This is a genomic window from Brevibacterium iodinum ATCC 49514 (assembly GCF_900169265.1).
Classification (GTDB): Bacteria; Actinomycetota; Actinomycetes; order Actinomycetales; family Brevibacteriaceae; genus Brevibacterium; species Brevibacterium iodinum.
Genome location: NZ_FXYX01000006.1, coordinates 44,838 through 64,078, shown reverse-complemented (window position 1 = coordinate 64,078; position 19,241 = coordinate 44,838). Strand labels below are relative to the sequence as shown.

Sequence of the window (19,241 nt, the reverse complement as noted above, 5' to 3'; positions counted from 1 at the left end):
TTCGCCCAGCCACTCGCCGAACCGCTGGGGTCCGGTGCCGCGTTCGTGCTCGATGGCGAGGATGCGCACTCGGCGCGAGGAATCACTGCTCGTGCCACCATTGTCACCCACCAGTCGGAATTCCCGAGGCAGCGCGGCCCCTATTCCAGCTGGCCGGTCTCGGCAACCGCGCCGATCAGCGCGACAGCGAAGTCGCCTCGGCGGCACCGGTCTCAGCCTTATCTGCGACGACCTTCTTGCGCAGGGCGAGGAAGAACAGGACGAGGCTGACCGACAGGGCGATGTGGCCGAGGCCGGCGATTCCGGCGATCATGGCGTTCGACTCCTCGCCGAGGACGGTGAGGGAGCCGTGCCAGACCATCATCGACGCAGTGAGGATCACGCCGACGTTGTAGAGCCAGAAGAACCACGAGAACAGCTTCGTGCCGGAGAGTCCGAACACCTTGTCGAGGGCGAGGACGATGAGGAGGACGATGAAGCCGAGCGTGAGCAGGTGGGTGTGGACGAGGCCGAGCTGTGTGAACTCACCGGAGGGGAAGTCGTTGGCCTTGGTGAACTCGCGGTAGAACAGCCCCGAGAGGACGCCGATGATCATGTACGTGAAAGCTGCGTTGAATATCTTCTTCATGCTTCCACTTCATCAGCTCGCGGGCGCGGTTTCCTGACCCACAGGATTGAACTGCATCCCCAACTTTCGATTGATGTTCCATCACACAGGCATCTGAGGCCCGGAAACTCGGCTCCAGAGCCGTCGATCCCGCTAGCCTGGTGGCATGGCCATGGAGAACATGCTCGCGAAGATCGACCGCCTCGCCGGCGGCAAGAAGGCCGGCATCATCGTGCCCACAGAAGGACTCGAGCACCCGAAGACGAAACGCGCCTTCACGTGGATCACCTGGCTGCTCGTGTTCGAGCTCGTGCTCGGCTTCGGAGCCGTGGTCTACGCCGTGCTCATCGCCAGGGCCGGCGAACCGGTGCCGTTCGCCGTGTGGATGCGCACGATCGTCGTCCTCGGCATGACCGTGACCCTCTTCTACTTCTTCTGGCGCGCAACGAAGGGCTTCTACTGGGGATACCAGCGGCTGCGCCTGTTCACGCAGATCTTCCCCGTCATCACCCTCGTCATGGCCGCGATCCCCGGCCTCTACCCGGTCTGGATGATCACCGAGCAGATCGTGTTCAGCCTGGTCATGATCGGCGTCGGCGACTTCCTCACCGGCGACCACCTGCGCGAGGTGTTCCGCAAGCCCGAGGACTGAGCGGCTGGCTGCCTATCCGTGCCCAAGGCCCGACCGGCCCCGATTCAGGATCGCCGAGGCGACCGCCGCCCCAGACCTCATCCCGCAACGAGGCGGCGCGCCTCCTCCTGATGCGCAGCGATGAGCGCTTCCTTGTCGATTTCGTGTCCGTCCGCGCGAATGGCGTGGCCATCGACGACCCGCCACCGACCGCCGACCATCACCCGGTCGGCCTTCTCCGCACCGCAGAGGACGAGCGCGGGGATCGGGTCGTGCGATCCGGAGAAGGCCAGACCGTCGAGGCGGAACATCGCGAGATCGGCCTGTTTGCCGACCTCGATGGTGCCGAGATCGTCGCGGCCGAGTGCCGCCGCCGATCCCTTGGTCGCCCAGTCGAGGACGCGGTCGCAGGTGACCGCCTCGGCGCCGTAGCGCAATCGTTGGATGTAGAGGGCCTGCCGGACCTCACGGATGAGGTTCGAGGCGTCGTTCGACGCGGATCCGTCGACTCCGAGGCCGACGTTGACCCCGACGTCCTCGAGTTCGACAGCGCGGGCGATGCCCGAGGCCAGCCGCATGTTCGAGGTCGGGCAGTGTGCGACGGAGGCCCCGGCGGCGCCGAGGCGGCCGATCTCCGAATCGTCGAAGTGCACACCGTGCGCCAACCAGGTCCGCTCCCCCAGCCAGCCGACGGACTCGAGGTAATCGACGGTGCGCAAGCCGAAGGTCTCGCGGCAGAAGTCCTCTTCGTCGATGGTTTCGGCCAGGTGGGTGTGGAGACGGACATCGAGTTCCGCGGCGAGCGCGGCGGACTCCCGCATGAGCTCGGTGGTCACGGAGAACGGGGAGCACGGGGCGAAGCCGATCTGGATCTGAGCGCCGGGTCCTCGCTGATGGTAGGTCTCGACGAGGCGACGGGAATCGTCGAGGATGACTTCCGAATCCTGCACGGTCTGCTGAGGGGGAAGTCCGCCGTCGTCCTCGCCCAGGGACATCGACCCGCGGGTGAGCATGGCGCGCATGCCGAGCCTCCGGACGACGTCGACCTGGATGTCGATGGCCTCGTCCATGCCGGTGGGGAACAGGTAGTGGTGGTCGGCGGCAGTCGTGCATCCGGATTCGAGGAGCTCGGCCATAGCCACGGTCGTGGCGAGTTCGAGCGCGCGCGGAGTCAGCCTGGCCCAGGCCGGGTAGAGGTTCTGCAGCCACCCGAACAGCGGCAGGTCGGCGACGGGCGCCCATGCACGGGTCAGCGTCTGGTAGAAGTGATGATGCGTATTGATCAGCCCGGGAGTGATGACATGCGCTGAGGCGTCGATGACCTCGAGGGCAGCCGTGTCACCGGCGGTTCCGCCGGCCCCGGATGAGGTGGGTTCGCCCCCAGCGGGAACGAGTTCCACGATAGTTCCCGTGGCCGGGTCGATGACGATTCCTCGCGCCGCCCGATTCGGATCGACACCGGCACCGAGGTGGACGGCCAGCGGATCGCGCAGCCACAGTCGCGCTGTCGAAGGGTTCCCGGAAGCCAGGCAGTTCCCCAGCAACCGGGAGTTCTCCGGCAGTTGGGAGTTCCTCGATGCACGGTCTCCCGTAGTCAGTGAGCTTGCTGTTGCCGCAAAGCTTCCCAGTGTCGAGAAGCTCCCTGCTGACGGTGTGCCGGTTTCGTTGATGTCGATCATCGCGTCGCCTTTCACTCTTGAACCGTGCGCGTCGAGCGCGCACTATTGGTCAGTGGCGACAGAACTGGGGCTGACGCCACCAGCTCAGGTTTTCCGGCGTCTGCTGCTCCGCCGGTCGGTATCCCATCCGGGATCCCCGACTGTGCCCCCTGGTCGGCGAGACGGTACGATGATGCAAAACCATCGAACTGAGCGAACGATCAGTAGATTGTTGAGGGACGAGTACACGACTGCCGTGGACTCTAACATGTGCCGCGGGTCACTAAAATGGCTTGCGGCGCAAATGGTATTCCTTTAGAGTTTTGCGATCAGGAAGTATCCGTTCGCATAACGGAATTATGCAACCGATCCCTCGGTCGATCTGAAGCCCGCTCGCACGCTACACCGGCCACTGAGGTCGGTCAGTCACAGTGAGGTCTTCGCCCGAGGACGCACTCAATGGAGAGATAGATGTCGGTATCCCATCAGTCACCCAGCAACGACCGCAAGTCCGCGGTCGCGAGCAAGTCGGACCGCCCGGAGGACCAACGGCTTCCTGTCGGCAGTTCCTTCGCCTACGGTCTGCAGCACGTGCTCACCATGTACGGCGGAATCATCGCCGTTCCCCTCATCATCGGCAATGCCGCCGGTCTCGACGACAACGGCATCAGCCTCCTCATCGCCTCCTGTCTGTTCATGGGCGGTTTGGCCACGATCCTGCAGTCAGTCGGAGTGCCGTTCTTCGGCTCGCAGCTGCCGCTGGTGCAGGGTGTCTCGTTCGCCGGCGTCGCGACGATGACGTCCATTCTGGCCGGCGGCCAGGGTCTGCCTGCGGTCTTCGGATCGGTTCTGGTCGCCTCGGTGATCGGCCTGATCGTCGCCCCGGCCTTCGCGCTCATCGTGAAGTTCTTCCCTCCGGTGGTGACCGGCACGGTCATCACCACGATCGGACTCTCTCTCATGCCCGTGGCCGCAGGCTGGGCCATGGGCGGGGCCGCCGAGGCCGCCGATTACGGCAGCATGCGCAATATCCTCATCGCCGTGGTCACCTTGGCCATCGTGCTCATCCTCAGCCGGATTCCCGTCGCGGTGATCTCGCGCCTGTCGATTCTGCTGGCCATCCTCATCGGCACCATCGGCTGCCTCATCTTCGGTTGGGCCGATTTCTCCCATGTGCTCGATCGCGGTGTCTTCGCGTTCCCCGAGCCGTTCGCCTTCGGTATGCCGACTTTCTCGGCCGCGGCGATCATCTCGATGTTCATCGTCGTCATCGTCACCTTCGCCGAGACCACGGCGGACATCATCGCCGTCGGAGAGATCGTCGATACGAAGGTCGATTCCAAGCGCATCGCATCGGGCCTGCGCGCTGACATGCTGTCGTCGGCGGTCTCACCGATCTTCAACTCCTTCACCCAGTCGGCATTTGCGCAGAACGTCGGCCTGGTGGCGATCACCGGCGTGAAGTCGCGCTTCGTCGTCACTGCCGGTGGTGCGATCCTCGTCGTTCTCGGTCTGCTTCCGGTGATGGGCGGGGTCGTTGCCGCGGTTCCGACTCCGGTTCTCGGCGGCGCGGGCATCGTGCTGTTCGGCACGGTCGCCGCGTCGGGCATCCGCACGCTGTCGAAAGTCGAGTACGAGGGCAACCTCAATATGATCATCGTGGCGGTCTCGCTGGCCTTCGGCATTATCCCGGTCGTCGAGCCCGACTTCTACAACGCCTTCCCGGATTGGGTCGGCATCATCCTCCATTCAGGCATCTCGTCGGCCACTCTCATGGCCGTGCTGCTCAACCTCGTCTTCAATCACATCGGTGTGAAGTCGAAGGACCGTTCTGATCGGTCGGTCTTCGTGGCCGGCAGCGGACGAGTCATCCGCAAGGAAGAGCTGCAGCGACTCATCGACAACGAAGCCATCCTCTATGAAGGCGATACCGTCAAGGACGGCAAGATCGTCGATTGCAACGGAGAAGAGGTTCCGGTCGTCACCGAGGAGCAGCACGAGAAAGTCGTCGACGCCGCCCAGAAGGGTGAGGTTCGCACCCAGGAAGACGTCCGCCGCCTCATCGCCGAGGACGGTAACTGAGGCCAGATACGCCAGCTGGACCCGGATACACCGAACTGGCCCCGGCCGCCGTCCGCGAAGGCGCGGGTCCGGGGCCTCTTGCGATTTCGGGCCCGCTGTCGGTTCGGGCTGGTCGTCAGAACGGGCGGGTTATCAGAACGGGGGCGGATCTCCGGAGTCCCAATAGTCGTTCCACGGGGGTTCCCGGCCGACGCTCGATACGGGCTTGGCGCCAGCCGTAGGGACACACCCGTCCCCTCGTTCATTGGAGCCTGGCTCGGAGGCTGCTGGTTCGGAGCCCCCTGTTGCGGTATGGCCCGCTGGTTCGGGAGGGCGAAATGCATCCGTATTGTCGAATCGTCCGGCCGGACCCAGATTTCCGACGTCGCGAAGCAGCTCCGCGTCGACGGGATTCTGCCGGTCGAGCAGATTCGGCAGTTGGGCGTAGTTCTCCACCTGTCGAGCATGCTCGGCATTGATCGGGTTGTCCGGTGGATACATTGTTGCGACGACTCCGCGCGTGAAGGAGTACTCCACCGCCCCGTCCTCGGTCATTCGGACCGCGAACCTGCGGTCGGTCTTCGCCTGGTGGTCGGTTTTGCACAGCGGATGGAGGTTCTCGAAGGTCGTCTGACCGCCTCGGGCCGGATCGGCATGGTCGAAGGGGATGATGTGATCGACTTCCGAGGTCTCCGCTCGGCGGGTGCACCCCGGAGCAGTGCAGGACTGCCATTTGCCGACCAAGGGCGCGCGCACTTCTGCCGGGATGTGGTAGCTGCGTGACCGGGCATCGATTGGTGTCCCGGTGGCGGGATCGGTGAGGATCCGGTGCCACGTGGGGCGCTCACCGGCGAGATCCCGTGCCGCGTCGGGCGGCACCGGGGTGCCGTCGGAGAACGTTCCCGGCAGCTCCGACTTTCCCACCGCGGTGAGATACGGAACCGTCACCATCATCTTCGCCTGCTCCCGCACCCACTGTCCGTGGGTGGGCATGACGAGCTTGATGGTGGTCTTCACGTCGACTCCGGTGCTGGCGGCCGCTTCCGCTTCAGCCTGCGCCTCCTGCACTGCACGATCGACCGCGGCTGCCGTGATCGGAGCCGTAGGGTCCGATTCGTCGGCGGCCGAGGAGTCCGAGCCGTCGGCGGCTTCGAGAGCGATCTCGTTGGTGGTGGTCTCACCAGTCCGGGTGTCGTGCGTCGTTACGGCGATGCTCATCTGCGGGGTCGCCCGAGTGGCGATGTCGAACATGAGGGCGGCGATGCTGTCCTGGTCGGCGACCTCGAGGCCGGCGGTGCTCTCTTCGGTAAATGCCGAGATGTTGCCGTTGCGGATCGCTCGGGCGAAGGCCTCGATGCGCAGGTAGAAGGCGTTGAGTTCCACGGCGGGTCCGGACAGGGTCACCGAGGCGGTGCCGTCGGGGTAGTTCATGATGTCGACCCTGCGACGCTTCTTGGCCAGCTCGGCCCGGTCGTCGACTGGCACGATCGCCGCGATCTTGAGGTTCAGCGACTTCTTGAAGGTCTCCAGAGTGATATCGGCACGACGGTCGCCCAGGTAGGCATCGAGACGGGGCAGATACTCGAAGGCGACGTCTTTGATGACACGGGTCGCGGCAAGCACGTGTTCGATCGTGAACTCACCGGCCAGGCAGCGCTGCAGGAACTTCGGCAGGCCGAACGCCAGTGTGACGGCGTTCGTGATCTCGTTGTAGGCACCGTCGCTCGACGAGCCGAGGACCGTGGTCAATTCAGCGATCTCCTCGCGTGTGGCGAGATCGTGGACCCAGCTGTTGAAGGATTTGTGCAATCCGAACTTGGGGAAATTCGGAAGCGGGGCTGCCGCCTTCGCCAGTGGTTGCTCGACGATGCTCTCCTCGGTTGCGCCGTCGTCGGTGGCAGCGCCGGTGGAAGAATCAGCGTCATCAGAACCGACGAGTTCGCGGTCATCGAGAACGAAGCCGGTGGATGTCCACGGGTCCACGAAGTCGTCCTTTTCAGGCAGCAGTCCGTCACGAGCCGTGATGAAGCGGCCAGCCGTTTCGGTGAACGTTGCGTGATAGTAGATCTTGTCGCCCTCGGCGTATCGGAGCTTCTCAATGACTTCGGTCAGAAACAGACCCGCGACGGCCTGGAATTCGGCGAGCCGAACTCCCGTGCTCAGATGAGTCAGACTGACGACCACGGCCATCGGCGAATCGGGGTCGACGTCGAGACGGCGGGGTGAGTCGGGGCCGACCAGAAGAACCTGCGGCGAAGAAGAGGAGTCCGCCGATGTCGCGGGTGAACCGGAGACTGATTCATTCGAGGCACGCTCGAGACCGCTGTTGCCCGGATCCTGAGGATCCTTCATCGGTCTCGCCGCCTTTCACGTCGATGTGAATGCCTTGACTCAATTTTACTCCCGAGGAGAATAAATGAATGTCACAATTCGATTACAAAGAGGATCTCCATAAGTTTTAATGCTGTTTGATGTATTTTGATGGCGCAATTTTGTTCCGGCCGAGGTGCAGACACTCAGCAGTTCAGTCATCTGCTCAATCGGCGGACCAGGCACCTACTCAGTCAGCAGGCCAGGCAGCTGATCCATCGCGCTGAAAGTCTCGGCCGCACCTGCAGCCAACAGCGTTTCCGCGCTCTGATGAACCGGAGAATCCGGACAGAACCCGAGCACATGGGATCCGGCCGCAGCACCGGCGATCACGCCGGTGGGGGAATCTTCGATCACGGCCGACTCGGCGGGGTCGACCTGTAAGGATTCGGCTGCTGCCAAATAGACGTCGGGTGCAGGCTTTGAGTTCGGCTGCTCCATGCCGGAGAAGATCCGACCCTCGAAAGCATCGAACAGGCCGATCTTGCGCAGCTGCAGCTCGATCTTCGGACGATCCGCTCCCGAAGCGCAGGCGATCCTGCCCGGGTAGATCTCGGCGATGCGGTCAACGGCATCGACGACCCCAGGAATCGCTTGGAGGGAGGCCTCGAGCTGAGCATTGCGCCGCCGTCGGAACTCCTGCATCCACTCCTCGTCGATGCGGAATCCGGTGTGATCCTCGATGACATCAGCCTCATCGCGGAGCATCTTGCCGACGAATCGCGCAATGGATTCCTCGGCGCTCAGCTGCCAGCCGAGCTCCTGCAGCATCTGGTGGAGCACGCCGTTCGTGATGCTTTCGGAGTCGACGAGGACTCCGTCACAGTCGAAGAGGACGGCGGAGAATTTCGGAAGTGGGGCCATACTCCGATTCTGCCACCAGGCACTGACGCGGAATCACGGCCAGCCGAGTCGCCGGCGCGTCCCACAGCTGGCACGGCCCGTCGGGTCGCTGGCACGGCCCTCAGCAAGCCCGCCCCGCCCGAAACCCGCCGCATTCACACCGCGCCGACCGACACCGCCGTATACAGCACCCGTGCGGTGGCGAGCGCGCAGCCGATGATGACCAGCGCAAACAGCGTCAGCCAGGCACCGGCGGGCAAGGCCGAGCCCTGCGCGAGGATATAGGCATCGGACTGCTGCACGTGGCGCCGGCGCGTATGGACGCGGATGACCTTGATGAGGTCCTTGAGCGACCCGATCGTCAGCGCCGTGCCGAGCGCGGCGACGAAGACCGAGATCCACTCCAGCGGCAGGAAGACGACGACGAGCTGCGCCGCGATCGCCGTGATCACGGCGATGACCGCGCCCGCGAAGTTCCGGATGAAGATGAGCGCGACCAACAGGATCAGCGCGCCCACTGACAGTGCCAAGGGGGCCCAACCGAAGACCGCCGAGGTGGCCAGGACGAGTCCGAGCACGCCCGGTGCCGGATATCCCCAGAAACCCGCCCATGTGGCTGAGAAGCCGACTCGGCCGAAGGAGTTCATCTGCCCCGAATGATCGAAGTTCAGCGAGATCCCTTTGACCACGCGCCCCGTCATCAGGGCGGCGAATGCGTGGCCGAGCTCGTGGATGAAGGTCACGAACAGTCCGAAGAACCTCCAGATCCCCGGAGCCAGGGTCACGACCAGGGGCACTCCGATGACGAGCACGAGCCCGAGGACGTCGAGCTCGAGCCCGTCCTGCCGCCCGAAGCCCGAGGTGATGGCATCCCACCACGTCGCCGTTGCCTGCTTGAAGTCCATAGCGGCCCAGTGTACGAACCGCTCCTGAGCGGGACCCTCAGGACCTCCTCAGCGATTCGGAAGGTCGGGGCTCCGACGACTCGGGAGGTCACGGTGCCCATGGTTCGGGCAGTCCGGGTGCCCATGGTGCCGGAGGTCACGGTGCCTAGACGGCAAGCGAATCGACATCGACCCAAGAACGTTCGTGTACCGACCGCAGCACGGCCTCCGTCACGAGCACGGCTCGCACCCCGTCTCGCAGAGTCGGCAGCCCCTCCGGTCGCTCGCCGCCGAAGTAGGCATAGGAATCGGCGACGAAGCCATTGAACGCATCCTGGTATCCCTGCGGATGGCCGGCCGGGACCATACACAGACGCGCGGCATCGGCGGACAGGGAGTCGGGATCGCGGACGAGGAGGCGGCTGTCGGCGCGCTTGCCGAACCACAGCTGCTCGGGCTGCTCCTGCTCGAAGCGCATGCTCGCCTCGGTGCCGGCGATCTCCACGGTCAGTCCGTTCTTGCGTCCGGGAGCCAGCTGGGACACCAGCAGCGAACCGATGGCGCCGCCGGAGAACTCGATCGTCACGGCCACGGTGTCCTCCGTGCTCACCGCGGTGCCGCCTCGGCGAGGATGAACCGTTCTTGTGGTCGCCACCAGGGACGATATCCGGTCGTCGACGATGAACTCGATGAGGTCGACGAGGTGGGAGCCGATATCGGCGAAGGCCCGCGAGGGGCCGCCGCGCTCGGTGTCGACCCGCCAGTTCTCGTCGCCGGAGCCGAGCAGCCAGTCCTGGAGGTATCCGGCGTCGACGGTCAGCAGAGTCCCGGCCTGGCCCTCGCGGAATCGGGCGCGGGCTTCACGCACCATCGGGTGGTAGCGGTAGACGAATGGAACGGTCCCAAGCAGACCAGCTTCGTCGGCGCGGGCCAACACGGCACGCGCGGCCGTCGAATCAGTGGCCAAGGGCTTCTCGCAGATGATGTTCGATCCCACGTCCAGCGCTTGCAGGGACTGCGCGGCGTGGACGTCATTGGGAGTGCAGATGTGGATTGCGTCGAAGGTGCTGCCGAGCAGTTCGTCGGGCGCAGTCGAATTCTCGAAGCCGAGATTCGCCGCCGCTTGTGCCGATCTCTCCGGCCGCGACGATGCGACCGAGTCGAGCACGGCTCCGGCCGACCGTGCGGCTCGACTGTGGACGCGGCCCATGAACCCGCCGCCGAGCATTCCGATGCGAGGACCTCGTCCCCGCGCAGTGTCACCTGAGTGCATGCCTCATTATGCAATCACCGGTCGCACCGAGTCGACCGCATCCATCCGCACCGAGTCGACCGAACCGCCGCCCTCCGCCACTGACACCCCCGCGCCACCGGGGGCCAATCCACCGACGCTCCGGCCTGGGCCTCTACACTGTGAGAAGCGCCCGCGCAATCCCCCGCTCGCAGCGTGGTCCGCAACTCGCGAAGGAGTGTCATTGTCACAGCACCGCCGATTCGCCCAGGTCGATGTCTTCTCTGCCGTGCCCTTCCACGGCAACCCCGTCGCGGTCATCGTCGACGCCGATGACCTCGATGAGGAGCAGATGGCCCGCATCGCGAACTGGACTAACCTGTCCGAAACCACCTTCATTCTCCCGCCCGACGACCCCGCAGCCGACTACCGTCTGCGCATCTTCACCCCGCATCGAGAACTGCCCTTCGCCGGCCACCCCACGCTCGGTTCGGCCGCGGCCTGGCTCGACGCCGGCGGCGCCCCGAAGCACGCGGACCGCATCGTCCAGGAGTGCGGTGCCGGTCTCGTCGACATCCGCAGATCCCCTCGCCGAGGCGGCCCGACCGACCCGACCGACGGATCCTCCGAAACCCTCGCCTTCGCCGCCCCCGATCGCCTGCGCTCGGGACCGCTCGACGACGCCTACCTCGACCAGATCGCGGCCGCCCTCGGCGTCGATCGTGCCGAGATCCTCGGGCACCAGTGGGCCGACAACGGCCCCGGCTGGGCGGCCGTGAGACTGTCCAGCGCCGACCAGGTGCTCGCACTCACCCCCGACTTCTCGGCGATCCCCGATGCCAAGCTCGGGGTCCTCGGCGCTCACCCGGACGGGGCAGACCACGAGTACGAGATCCGCGCCTTCGTGCCGGGAGTCGGAGTCGCCGAGGACCCGGTGACGGGCAGCCTCAACGCCTCCGTCGCCCAATGGCTCATCGGTGAGAACCTGGCCCCGACCAGCTATACTGCGACCCAGGGAACCGCGCTCGGCCGTTCCGGAGTCGTCTCCATCACGGCCGAGGACGACGAGATCTGGGTGGGCGGCGCCACGTCCGTCTGCATCCGCGGGACGGTGCACACATGAATCGACATCTCACCGAAGTGAACAAACCGAAGAAGCGACTGCGCATCTTCCACGGCCGCATGTACTTCGCCCTCCAGGCCCTCGCCGGAGCGGCATGGTGGCTGGGCACCGCGATGATTCCGGGGGTGGCGGACGCGACTCTCGGCAGCATCGACCCGCTGCTCATCGCGATCGTCGACATTCCGCTGTTCGTCATCGGTTCTGCCTTGGCCGCGCTGAACTTCCGCTGGGCGGTGTGGATCGCCACCGGGTGGACCGTGCTCGTGGCGCTGGGCATGGTCATCTACGCCACCGCCACCACCGAGGCGGGACTCGGCGCCGTCCTCATGATCCTCGCCGCACTCGGCAGCCTCCTTGCCGGTGTGCTCATGATCGTCGGCCGCATCCCGTCCGAGAAGCTCCTCATCGGGCCCTTCGCGTTCCACAGTTCGCATACCCGCATCCGGTCCCGCCTGCTGGTGCGGACCACCATCCAGATCGTCGTGTTCTGGGGCGTGTTCCTCATCATCATCCCGGTCATCATCAAAGCCTTCGAAGACCGCTGGAACCTCGCCTACAAATTCCCGATCCTCCTGGTCGTCGTCGGCTTCGCCCTGCTCGCCGTCTCCAGCGTCATCGGCGTGTGGTCGGCCCGAGCGATCGCGAACTTCGGCTCCGGCACCCCGCTGCCCTCGCAGACGGCCCACCACCTCGTCGTCCGCGGCCCCTACGCCTTCGTCCGCAATCCGATGGCCATCTCCGGCGTCGTCCAAGGCATGGCGATGGGTCTGCTCATCGGCTCGTGGCTCGTCATCGTGTACGCGCTCATCGGCTTCCTGCTGTGGAACTGGCTCATCCGCCCCCACGAGGAGACCGACCTGATCGAGCGCTTCGGCGACGAATACCGCGACTACGCCGAGCGGGTGCGCTGCTGGTGGCCGACCTTCTCGACCGCCGAATCGTCGCCCGACCTTGTCGACGAGGACTGATCGGCCTACGCTCGGTCTAGGCCAACCACTCACCGAGGAGGCCGCAAGGTCACGTTCACCACTGAACTCCTGGAACTCGGCAACAACGTCGGCATCGAGGTTCCCGAGGACATCGTGCTCGGCTTCGGCGTCGGCAAGCGGGTCCCGGTCATCGTGACGATCGAAGGCTATTCGTATCCCTCCACGACCGCGGTGATGGGTGGGAAGTACCTGCTCCCGCTCGCCAAGGAACACCGGGAGAAGATCGGCGTCGCCGGCGGTGAGACCCGCGACCGCCGGATCAGGAAGATCGTCGACTCGCTCGGCTGATCACCCTGCGTCGTGAGTACAACTGCCTCGAGCAGCTGCGCCGGAGGCCGGGCGCGTCGAATTCCGAGCTCGCGCGCGGCGCCTTCGTCACCCGGCAGACGATGAATACGCTGTTGCGCGGACTCCAGGAACGGGGGCTGATCACGAGGCCGGCCACGGCCGAATCCGGTCGCATCCTGCCCACACGCCTCACCTCGGCGGGCGTTGAAGTGCTCGACCAGGCCGTCTCCCGCGTCGAGGCGGTCTCCGCTCGCATGGTCTCACCGCTCGACGATGAGACTCGAACGATGGTCACCGAGGCGCTCGGCCGGTGCATCGCGGCCCTCGAAGAAGCCGAGGACGGCTGAGGGCCGGGAGATCGGGGCCCCGGACTGACCTGATCGGACCTACACCGGCGCGAGCTCCTTGTCCGATTCCCGCCTCGTCGACCCCTTCGGCCATGCCACCAGGCAGCACAAGCCGAGGAGCGCGCCGATGCCGGCGCCGAGAGTGTTCGTGACGAGGTCGCTGAGCGTGGCGAAGCGGGACTGAGTGAGCACGGTGCCCTGGAAGATCTCGATGGCGGCGCTGAATCCCGCACCGAAGAGGAATCCGAGCCACCAGCGACGCCGTCCGAAGTGCAGGGCCGCGAGGAAGCCGAAGGGAATGAACATCACCACATTGCCGAGCTTCTCGACCCGTTCATAGGTCAGCCAGGCGGTTTCCCGGTGAGCGGCGAGGAGGTCGAGTGCGTGCCCGATGAGAGTGTCCGGGCCGGTGCCCATCTGCTGCGGGGTCAGCGTGATGGCGGCGATGAAGAGTGTGTAGAGGACGAGAAGGGCCAGCGGCGCACCGACTGTGCGCTGATCACGATCGGTCATCACCGACCAACTTACGACCGATTCCTGGGCACATCCTCAGATGCGGATATGACCCGGCTCTCACCGGACCTCACGATCTGTCACCGGACCTCATGGTCGACGGGGACTCTGTCCATCCTCGGTGGCCAGATCTTCATGACGATGAGTCCGGCCACCGCTCCGATGCCGGCACCGAGGCTGTTCGTGACGAGATCGCTGATCGTGGCGAAGCGCGTGGGTGAGAGCAGGGTCGCCTGAGTGCCCTCGATGAGGCACGTGAACGCGATGCCTGCGACCCAGCCGACCCACCAGCGGCTGCGGCCGCACTGGAGGGCCACAAGCAGGCCGAAGGGAATGAACATTCCGACATTCGCGAGCTTCTCGAGGATGTCAAAGCTGATCCATGCGGTCACCCGGTGGGAGGCGAGGAACTCGAGCAGTCCTGCGATGAACGACCCGGGGCCCGTGTCCATCTGGTTGGGTGTGAGCGTGACGAGGCCGATGAAGACCGTGTAGAGGATGAGCAGCGCCAGGGGCACCGTCCGCAGCTGTCGCCTCGTGCCGGTCATCGTTCCCCTGTCCCTCGGCCTCCAGTCGCTCGGCCCGGTCTCATTGTGCCCGTCTGCGGCACGAGGGTCGAGGGATTCCCGCATCGATTGCGGGAATCACCCCGACCATTGCGGTCTCACGCCCGGGATTCAGACGAGGTGGATCCAGGCGAGCTGAATCAGGCGACTGCCTCGACGTCATCGAAGCTCGCGGTGTCGATGACGACGCGGAACTGCACGTCTCCGGCCACGACTCGGTCGTAGGCGGCGTCCGCCTCGGTGACGGGGATCGTCTCGATCTTCGCGGCGATGCCGTGTTCGGCGCAGAAGTCGAGCATCTCCTGGGTCTCGGCGATGCCGCCGATGTTCGAACCGGCGATCGCCTTGGCCCCGCCGATGACGGCACCGAAGGAGAACTCCTGCTTCTCCGGCGGCAGCCCGACGACGGCCATGACCCCGCGCGGCTTGAGCAGACGCAGGTAGCGGTTGACGGGGATGTCGGCGCTGATGGTGTTGAGGATGAGGTCGAACTCGCCGGCGTGGTCGGAGAAGAAGTTCTCGTCGGTGGTGGCGAGCATCCGCTGCGCACCGAGTTCCAGTGCCGCGGCTTCCTTCTTCAGCGTGCGCGAGAGCACGGTGACTTGCGCGCCCATGGCCGCGGCGATCTGGACACCCATGTGGCCGAGTCCGCCGAGTCCGAGCACGGCGACCTGCTTGGGAGCACCGTTCTTCAACTCAGCGGCACCCCAGCGGTTCAGCGGTGCATAGGTGGTGATGCCCGCGCACAGCAGCGGGGCGGCGACGTCGAAGTCGAGCGCATCGGGGATCCGGCAGACGAAGCGTTCGTTGACGACGACCTTCTGCGCGTATCCGCCCTGGGTGATCGTGCCGTCGACGTCTTCGACGTTGTACGTGCCGACGCTGCCGTTCAGGCAGTTCTGCTCCTGACCGGCCCGGCATTCCTCACATTCGCCGCACGAGTTGACCATGCAGCCCACGCCCACGCGGTCGCCGACCTTCCAATCAGTGACATCGGAACCGACTGCCTCGACGACGCCGGCGATCTCGTGGCCGACGGTGAGCGGGAAGTGCGCCTCGCCCCATTCGTTGCGGATGGTGTGGATGTCGCTGTGGCAGATGCCTGCGGCCTTGATGTCGATGACGATGTCATCGGGTCGGGGATCCCGGCGTTCGATCGTGGCCACGCGGAACGGCTGATCCGCTCTCGTCTTCTGCAGTGCCTTGACGCTGATGCTCATGTGATCTCCTTGGACTTGCGTATCCGTTGCTGGGCCACATCGTCCAGCGCTTGCGGCTCGCAGTCTATTCCATGCACATGGACTTATTCTTCGACAATCCGCTCAGTCCCTCATTCGGCCCCATCGAACGGCTCAGTCCTTGATCGCGCGCTCACCGATGCTCAGATCGAGGGGGAAATCGACGGGGGCAGCTCCGAACAGCAGTCGACCCGCCGAGGCGGCGGCCGCCCTGATCGCCTCCGCCGCCTCCTCGGCCTGCTCGGTCGGGGCATGGACGATGACCTCATCGTGAAGGAAGAACACCAGGTGAGCACGGCGAGAGAACACCGGCCCCGAGGCGGCCGCCTCTGATGTCTCCTCGACCTCCGGCAGCCGCGCCAGGCGCAGCCGCAGGTCGGCCAGCCAGGCCAGCGCCCATTCGGCCGCTGTGCCCTGAACGACGAAATTGCGGGTGAATCGTCCCTGGTCACCGGCGGCCCGCCGGGCCCGCTGCTCATCGGCACCGGTGGCATCGAAGCGGTTCGCGGCCCTCTGCAGTCTCTGCCACCCTTCGCCGGGCGGCGGAGAGGTCCGACCCAGCCAGGTGGACACGACTCCTCCCTGTCGTCCCGCCTCGGCGGCGGAATCGACGAGGTGCATGGCGGCGGGGAAATTCTGCCGCAGACGCGGCACCAGGGCTCCGGCCTCCCCGGTCGTCGATCCGTACATCGCCCCGAGCACCGCGATCTTCGCCTCCTGCCGGGTGGCCACGACACCGGCGTCGACGAGCCCGGAGTAGAGATCGCGGCCGAATCCGGCCGCGGCCATCGCCCGGTCTCCGGACATGGCGGCGAGCGCACGAGGTTCGAGCTGGGCGACATCGGCGGAGACGAGCCGCCATCCCTCGTCGGCACGCAGGGCCGGACGCAGCTGCCGCGGGATCTGCAGGGCCCCTCCCCCGCTGGCCGCCCACCGTCCGGTGACGACTCCGCCAGGCACATAGACCGGACGGTAGCGGCCGTCATCGACCCATTCATCGAGCCAATGCCACCCGTTGGCACTCAGCAGCCGCGCCATCTTCTTGTACTCGAGTAGGGGCGCGATCGCCGGATGTTCGCTCGTCTGCAGCTCCCATTTCGAGGTCGAGGCGACATTGATGCCGGCATTGCGCAGCGACGCGAGCAGCCGGTTCGGCGAATCGAGGTTGACCCGCGGATCCTCAAGGGCCGCGCGGACTTCCTCGGCCTTGGACAGCATCTTCTGAGGCTTCCCGTCCCGGATCGGCCGAGGACCGAGCAGTTCGGTCAGTATCCGATCGTGTTCGGCTTCGTCCCAGGGCACCCCTGCCGCACGCATCTCTGCGGCGACGAGTCCTCCCGCCGATTCCGCGGCCAGCAGCAGTCTCAGGCGTCCCGGATCGCTCGCGGTCTCGATCGCCGCGGTCTGCCGGGCATGTTCGGCCAGGGCCGGCTCGAGATCGTGCGGAACCTGTGGGATGAATCCGCGCCCGGCATCGACGTCGAAGAGAGCGGCCGCCTGTTCGGGTGCGGCGGCGTCGGCGGGCGCGGCGTCCCATTCGGAGGCTGCGCGCACCGCCTCCGGTGCGGTGACGAGTTCGGAGCGGGCGAGGATCGCATGAGCCAAGCGCAGATCGTGGCAGCGCTCAAGACTCGCCCGGGCGGCCAACAGCGGCGGGCACCATTTCGCGGTATCGCTGAGGACCCAGCGAGGGCGGGCCCCGCCCGGCTCGCTCGGATCTCCCCCGGCCCCGTCCTCACGGTCACGGACGAAATCGGGCAGGTCCGCCTCGGCGAGGTCGATCCGATCGATCTCCTGACCTGCGCTGTCGAGTTCGACGATCCCGATACGCTGCCCCTCGAACCCGGTTCCGGGCACGGTTCCGAGCACGCAGGCGGCGGGCCGCTGAGTGGGGGCGGAAGTCATGGATCCAGCCTACGCCGCGGGGGCCCGCGGACGGTCGTCCGATCGCTCATCCGCCCCGCGACAGCTCGCTTGTCCGCACCCTGACCCTGGCCGCCTGCAGCGAACGTGATCCTGGTAACGTCGTGAGCGAATTCCGGGTGCCGAACTCCGCTCGAAAGGTCAGACGCAACATGGACGTTGTCTCCTCCCTCACCTCCGCTCTGCCGGCCACGGCCGTCATCACCGATCCCGATTCGATGGACGCCTACCGGTGGGACCGTGCGCACGACCCCGACGCCGGGGTGCCTGCCGCCGTGGTCCGCGCCACCTCCACCGAGGAGGTCCAGACGGTGGTGCGCATCGCCGCCGAGGCGAAGGTGCCGATCGTGCCCCGCGGAGCCGGATCCGGGCTGTCGGGCGGCAGCTCCGCGGTCGCCGGCGGAATCGTGCTGTCCCTGGACAGGATGCGCGAGATCAGCATCGATCCCGTCACCCGCATGGCCACGGTCCAGCCGGGCGCCTTCAACGCCGAGGTCAAGGCCGCCGCGGCCGAACACGGCCTGTGGTATCCGCCGGACCCCTCGTCCTTCGAGTTCTGCTCCATCGGCGGCAACATCGCCACGAACGCCGGTGGCCTGTGCTGCGTCAAATACGGCGTGACCACCGATTATGTTCTCGGGATGACCGTCGTCCTCGCCGACGGTCGGGCCGTGAAACTCGGCGGGCCGCGGCTCAAGGACGTCGCCGGTCTGCCGCTGACGAAGCTGTTCGTCGGCTCGGAGGGGACCTTGGGCGTAATCACCGAGGTGACCCTGCGACTGATTCCCGCCCAGCTGCCCCCGACGACCGTCGTCGCGATGTTCCCGAAGCTCGCCGATGCCACGAACGCCGTGCTCGAGATCGCGAAGGCCATGCGCCCCTCGATGCTCGAGTTCATGGACAAGCCGTCGATCAACGCCGTCGAGGATGAGCTGAAGATGGGTCTCGACCGTGAGGCCGAGGGCATGCTCGTCATCCAGTCCGACGAGCCCGGCGAGCACTGCACTGTGCAGGCGACGATCATCGAGGAGATCTGCAACAGCAACGACGCCTCCGAGTGCTATCTCACTGCCGACCCCGACGAGGGCGAAGCCTTCGTCACGGCCCGCCGGATCGCGATCCCGGCCGTGGAGAAGAAGGGTGCTCTGCTGCTCGAGGACGTCGGCGTTCCGCTGCCGAAGCTCGGCGACCTGGTCCTCGGCATCGAGAAGATCGCGGCCGACCGCGATGTGACGATCGCCGTCATCGCGCACGCCGGCGACGGCAACACGCATCCGCTGCTCGTCCTCGATCCCAAGGATGAGGAACAGCAGAAGCGCGCGCAGATCGCCTACGGCGAGGTCATGGATCTGGCCACAGGGCTGGGCGGGACGATCACCGGTGAGCACGGCGTCGGCCGACTCAAGGCACCGTGGCTCGCGCCCTACCTCGGCGAGGACGTCATGGAGCTCAACCACCGGATCAAACAGGCCCTCGATCCGGACAACATCTTCAACCCGGGATCGGTCTACACCGGACTCGTCTGAGGCTCCGGCCGTCGGGACCGGCTCGGTTGGTTCGGGACCGCCTCGGCGGTCCGGACTGGGGCCACAGCCGCCTCGGCGGAGGGAATTCGTGGAAGAATTCTGCACAGCTGTCGAATCGGCGTCGATTCGATCGTCTTCTCCGTGAGCGACCGAAATCCGGCCGCCGCACACAGAACGGAGCGAACCATGCGCTATTCACTGATCTTCCACGCACCCGAGCCCGGAGCCGACGGCCCCGAGGCGGGACTGGCGGCACTTGACGCGCTCGATGCCGGCTCGCCTCGTCTCTCCGCCTTCCAACCTGCCTGGGTGCTGCGGGCTCATCTGCTCACCCGCCTCGGCCGCACAGACGAGGCGGCCACCGCCCGCCGGCGGGCCCTCGACCTGACCACCGACCCGGCCGAACGCGACTACCTCTCGGTAGGACTCACCTGAGACGGACG

17 protein-coding genes and 1 pseudogene are annotated in these 19,241 nt (G+C 65.9%); 8 read left to right on the top strand and 10 right to left on the bottom strand.

Features of this window, described 5'->3' with window-relative positions; translation table 11 throughout:
- Positions 1 to 175: 175 nt before the first annotated feature.
- Complete coding sequence (locus tag BI49514_RS06515; RefSeq protein WP_101545337.1) at positions 176 to 628, bottom strand: DUF2871 domain-containing protein; 453 nt, start codon at positions 626 to 628, stop codon at positions 176 to 178.
- A gap of 145 nt (positions 629 to 773) precedes the next feature.
- Between BI49514_RS06515 and BI49514_RS06510 the strand changes: the two genes are divergently transcribed.
- Entirely contained in the window at positions 774 to 1,259 is a 486-nt protein-coding gene (locus tag BI49514_RS06510; RefSeq protein WP_101545335.1) for a hypothetical protein, read from the top strand.
- Positions 1,260 to 1,336: 77 nt separating this feature from the next.
- Here BI49514_RS06510 and BI49514_RS06505 read toward each other — a convergent pair whose 3' ends face one another.
- A complete protein-coding gene (locus tag BI49514_RS06505) occupies positions 1,337 to 2,917 on the bottom strand; it encodes an 8-oxoguanine deaminase (protein WP_101545334.1) in 1,581 nt (526 codons plus the stop codon).
- Between the two features lie 450 nt (positions 2,918 to 3,367).
- On the opposite strand from BI49514_RS06505, the gene BI49514_RS06500 reads away from it, so the two are divergent.
- Positions 3,368 to 4,978, top strand: coding sequence for a nucleobase:cation symporter-2 family protein (locus BI49514_RS06500; protein ID WP_101545332.1), 1,611 nt, complete (start codon positions 3,368 to 3,370; stop codon positions 4,976 to 4,978).
- Positions 4,979 to 5,110: 132 nt separating this feature from the next.
- On the opposite strand, the gene BI49514_RS06495 is transcribed toward BI49514_RS06500, so the two are convergent.
- The 4 genes from BI49514_RS06495 to BI49514_RS06480 form a co-directional block, all read right to left on the bottom strand.
- A complete protein-coding gene (locus tag BI49514_RS06495; RefSeq protein ID WP_101545330.1) occupies positions 5,111 to 7,309 on the bottom strand; it encodes an HNH endonuclease signature motif containing protein in 2,199 nt (732 codons plus the stop codon).
- Between the two features lie 204 nt (positions 7,310 to 7,513).
- Positions 7,514 to 8,191 carry an HAD family hydrolase gene (locus BI49514_RS06490; protein WP_101545328.1) on the bottom strand — a complete coding sequence of 226 codons (678 nt, stop codon included), beginning with the start codon at positions 8,189 to 8,191 and terminating at the stop codon, positions 7,514 to 7,516.
- A 134-nt stretch (positions 8,192 to 8,325) separates the two neighbouring features.
- Complete coding sequence (locus BI49514_RS06485; RefSeq protein ID WP_101545326.1) at positions 8,326 to 9,075, bottom strand: M50 family metallopeptidase; 750 nt, start codon at positions 9,073 to 9,075, stop codon at positions 8,326 to 8,328.
- 145 nt (positions 9,076 to 9,220) lie between these two features.
- Entirely contained in the window at positions 9,221 to 10,327 is a 1,107-nt protein-coding gene (locus BI49514_RS06480) for a Gfo/Idh/MocA family protein (RefSeq protein ID WP_244195289.1), read from the bottom strand.
- A gap of 202 nt (positions 10,328 to 10,529) precedes the next feature.
- Between BI49514_RS06480 and BI49514_RS06475 the strand changes: the two genes are divergently transcribed.
- From BI49514_RS06475 to BI49514_RS06465, 4 genes and pseudogenes are all read left to right on the top strand, one after another.
- The gene (locus BI49514_RS06475) at positions 10,530 to 11,408 is read left to right on the top strand and encodes a PhzF family phenazine biosynthesis protein (RefSeq protein ID WP_101545324.1); all 879 of its coding nucleotides are present in this window, start codon (positions 10,530 to 10,532) and stop codon (positions 11,406 to 11,408) included.
- On the top strand, positions 11,405 to 12,376 hold the full coding sequence (locus tag BI49514_RS06470) for a methyltransferase family protein (protein ID WP_101545321.1): 972 nt from the start codon (positions 11,405 to 11,407) through the stop codon (positions 12,374 to 12,376). Before BI49514_RS06475 ends, BI49514_RS06470 begins: the two co-directional genes overlap by 4 nt.
- 66 nt (positions 12,377 to 12,442) lie before the next feature.
- Positions 12,443 to 12,685: pseudogene (locus BI49514_RS16515) on the top strand (DUF1905 domain-containing protein); the annotation flags it as partial.
- Complete coding sequence (locus BI49514_RS06465) at positions 12,682 to 13,032, top strand: MarR family transcriptional regulator (protein WP_180954362.1); 351 nt, start codon at positions 12,682 to 12,684, stop codon at positions 13,030 to 13,032. The pseudogene BI49514_RS16515 and the gene BI49514_RS06465, both read left to right, overlap by 4 nt.
- Positions 13,033 to 13,071: 39 nt before the next feature.
- On the opposite strand, the gene BI49514_RS06460 is transcribed toward BI49514_RS06465, so the two are convergent.
- From BI49514_RS06460 to BI49514_RS06445, 4 genes are all read right to left on the bottom strand, one after another.
- On the bottom strand, positions 13,072 to 13,545 hold the full coding sequence (locus BI49514_RS06460; protein WP_101545319.1) for a VanZ family protein: 474 nt from the start codon (positions 13,543 to 13,545) through the stop codon (positions 13,072 to 13,074).
- Positions 13,546 to 13,625: 80 nt separating this feature from the next.
- Complete coding sequence (locus BI49514_RS06455; protein WP_244195287.1) at positions 13,626 to 14,093, bottom strand: VanZ family protein; 468 nt, start codon at positions 14,091 to 14,093, stop codon at positions 13,626 to 13,628.
- 158 nt (positions 14,094 to 14,251) lie between these two features.
- The gene (locus BI49514_RS06450; protein ID WP_101545317.1) at positions 14,252 to 15,331 is read right to left on the bottom strand and encodes an NAD(P)-dependent alcohol dehydrogenase; all 1,080 of its coding nucleotides are present in this window, start codon (positions 15,329 to 15,331) and stop codon (positions 14,252 to 14,254) included.
- A gap of 132 nt (positions 15,332 to 15,463) precedes the next feature.
- The gene (locus BI49514_RS06445) at positions 15,464 to 17,254 is read right to left on the bottom strand and encodes a bifunctional 3'-5' exonuclease/DNA polymerase (RefSeq protein WP_101545314.1); all 1,791 of its coding nucleotides are present in this window, start codon (positions 17,252 to 17,254) and stop codon (positions 15,464 to 15,466) included.
- Positions 17,255 to 17,424: 170 nt separating this feature from the next.
- Between BI49514_RS06445 and BI49514_RS06440 the strand changes: the two genes are divergently transcribed.
- Positions 17,425 to 18,798: an FAD-binding oxidoreductase gene (locus tag BI49514_RS06440; RefSeq protein WP_101545312.1), complete on the top strand. Its 1,374-nt coding sequence runs from the start codon at positions 17,425 to 17,427 to the stop codon at positions 18,796 to 18,798.
- A gap of 186 nt (positions 18,799 to 18,984) precedes the next feature.
- On the top strand, positions 18,985 to 19,233 hold the full coding sequence (locus BI49514_RS06435) for a hypothetical protein (RefSeq protein WP_101545309.1): 249 nt from the start codon (positions 18,985 to 18,987) through the stop codon (positions 19,231 to 19,233).
- Positions 19,234 to 19,241: the final 8 nt, after the last annotated feature.

Excerpts from the sequence above, each read along its gene's own strand:
- BI49514_RS06485 (WP_101545326.1), bottom strand. The coding sequence starts at position 9,075 with ATGGACTTCAAGCAGGCAACGGCGACGTGGTGGGATGCCATCACCTCG.
- BI49514_RS06490 (WP_101545328.1), bottom strand. The coding sequence starts at position 8,191 with ATGGCCCCACTTCCGAAATTCTCCGCCGTCCTCTTCGACTGTGACGGA.
- BI49514_RS06455 (WP_244195287.1), bottom strand. The coding sequence starts at position 14,093 with ATGACCGGCACGAGGCGACAGCTGCGGACGGTGCCCCTGGCGCTGCTC.
- BI49514_RS06460 (WP_101545319.1), bottom strand. The coding sequence starts at position 13,545 with ATGACCGATCGTGATCAGCGCACAGTCGGTGCGCCGCTGGCCCTTCTC.
- BI49514_RS06470 (WP_101545321.1), top strand. The coding sequence starts at position 11,405 with ATGAATCGACATCTCACCGAAGTGAACAAACCGAAGAAGCGACTGCGC.
- BI49514_RS06480 (WP_244195289.1), bottom strand. The coding sequence starts at position 10,327 with ATGCACTCAGGTGACACTGCGCGGGGACGAGGTCCTCGCATCGGAATG.
- BI49514_RS06445 (WP_101545314.1), bottom strand. The coding sequence starts at position 17,254 with ATGACTTCCGCCCCCACTCAGCGGCCCGCCGCCTGCGTGCTCGGAACC.
- BI49514_RS06440 (WP_101545312.1), top strand. The coding sequence starts at position 17,425 with ATGGACGTTGTCTCCTCCCTCACCTCCGCTCTGCCGGCCACGGCCGTC.
- BI49514_RS06500 (WP_101545332.1), top strand. The coding sequence starts at position 3,368 with ATGTCGGTATCCCATCAGTCACCCAGCAACGACCGCAAGTCCGCGGTC.
- BI49514_RS06505 (WP_101545334.1), bottom strand. The coding sequence starts at position 2,917 with ATGATCGACATCAACGAAACCGGCACACCGTCAGCAGGGAGCTTCTCG.
- BI49514_RS06450 (WP_101545317.1), bottom strand. The coding sequence starts at position 15,331 with ATGAGCATCAGCGTCAAGGCACTGCAGAAGACGAGAGCGGATCAGCCG.
- BI49514_RS06510 (WP_101545335.1), top strand. The coding sequence starts at position 774 with ATGGCCATGGAGAACATGCTCGCGAAGATCGACCGCCTCGCCGGCGGC.
- BI49514_RS06435 (WP_101545309.1), top strand. The coding sequence starts at position 18,985 with ATGCGCTATTCACTGATCTTCCACGCACCCGAGCCCGGAGCCGACGGC.
- BI49514_RS06495 (WP_101545330.1), bottom strand. The coding sequence starts at position 7,309 with ATGAAGGATCCTCAGGATCCGGGCAACAGCGGTCTCGAGCGTGCCTCG.
- BI49514_RS06515 (WP_101545337.1), bottom strand. The coding sequence starts at position 628 with ATGAAGAAGATATTCAACGCAGCTTTCACGTACATGATCATCGGCGTC.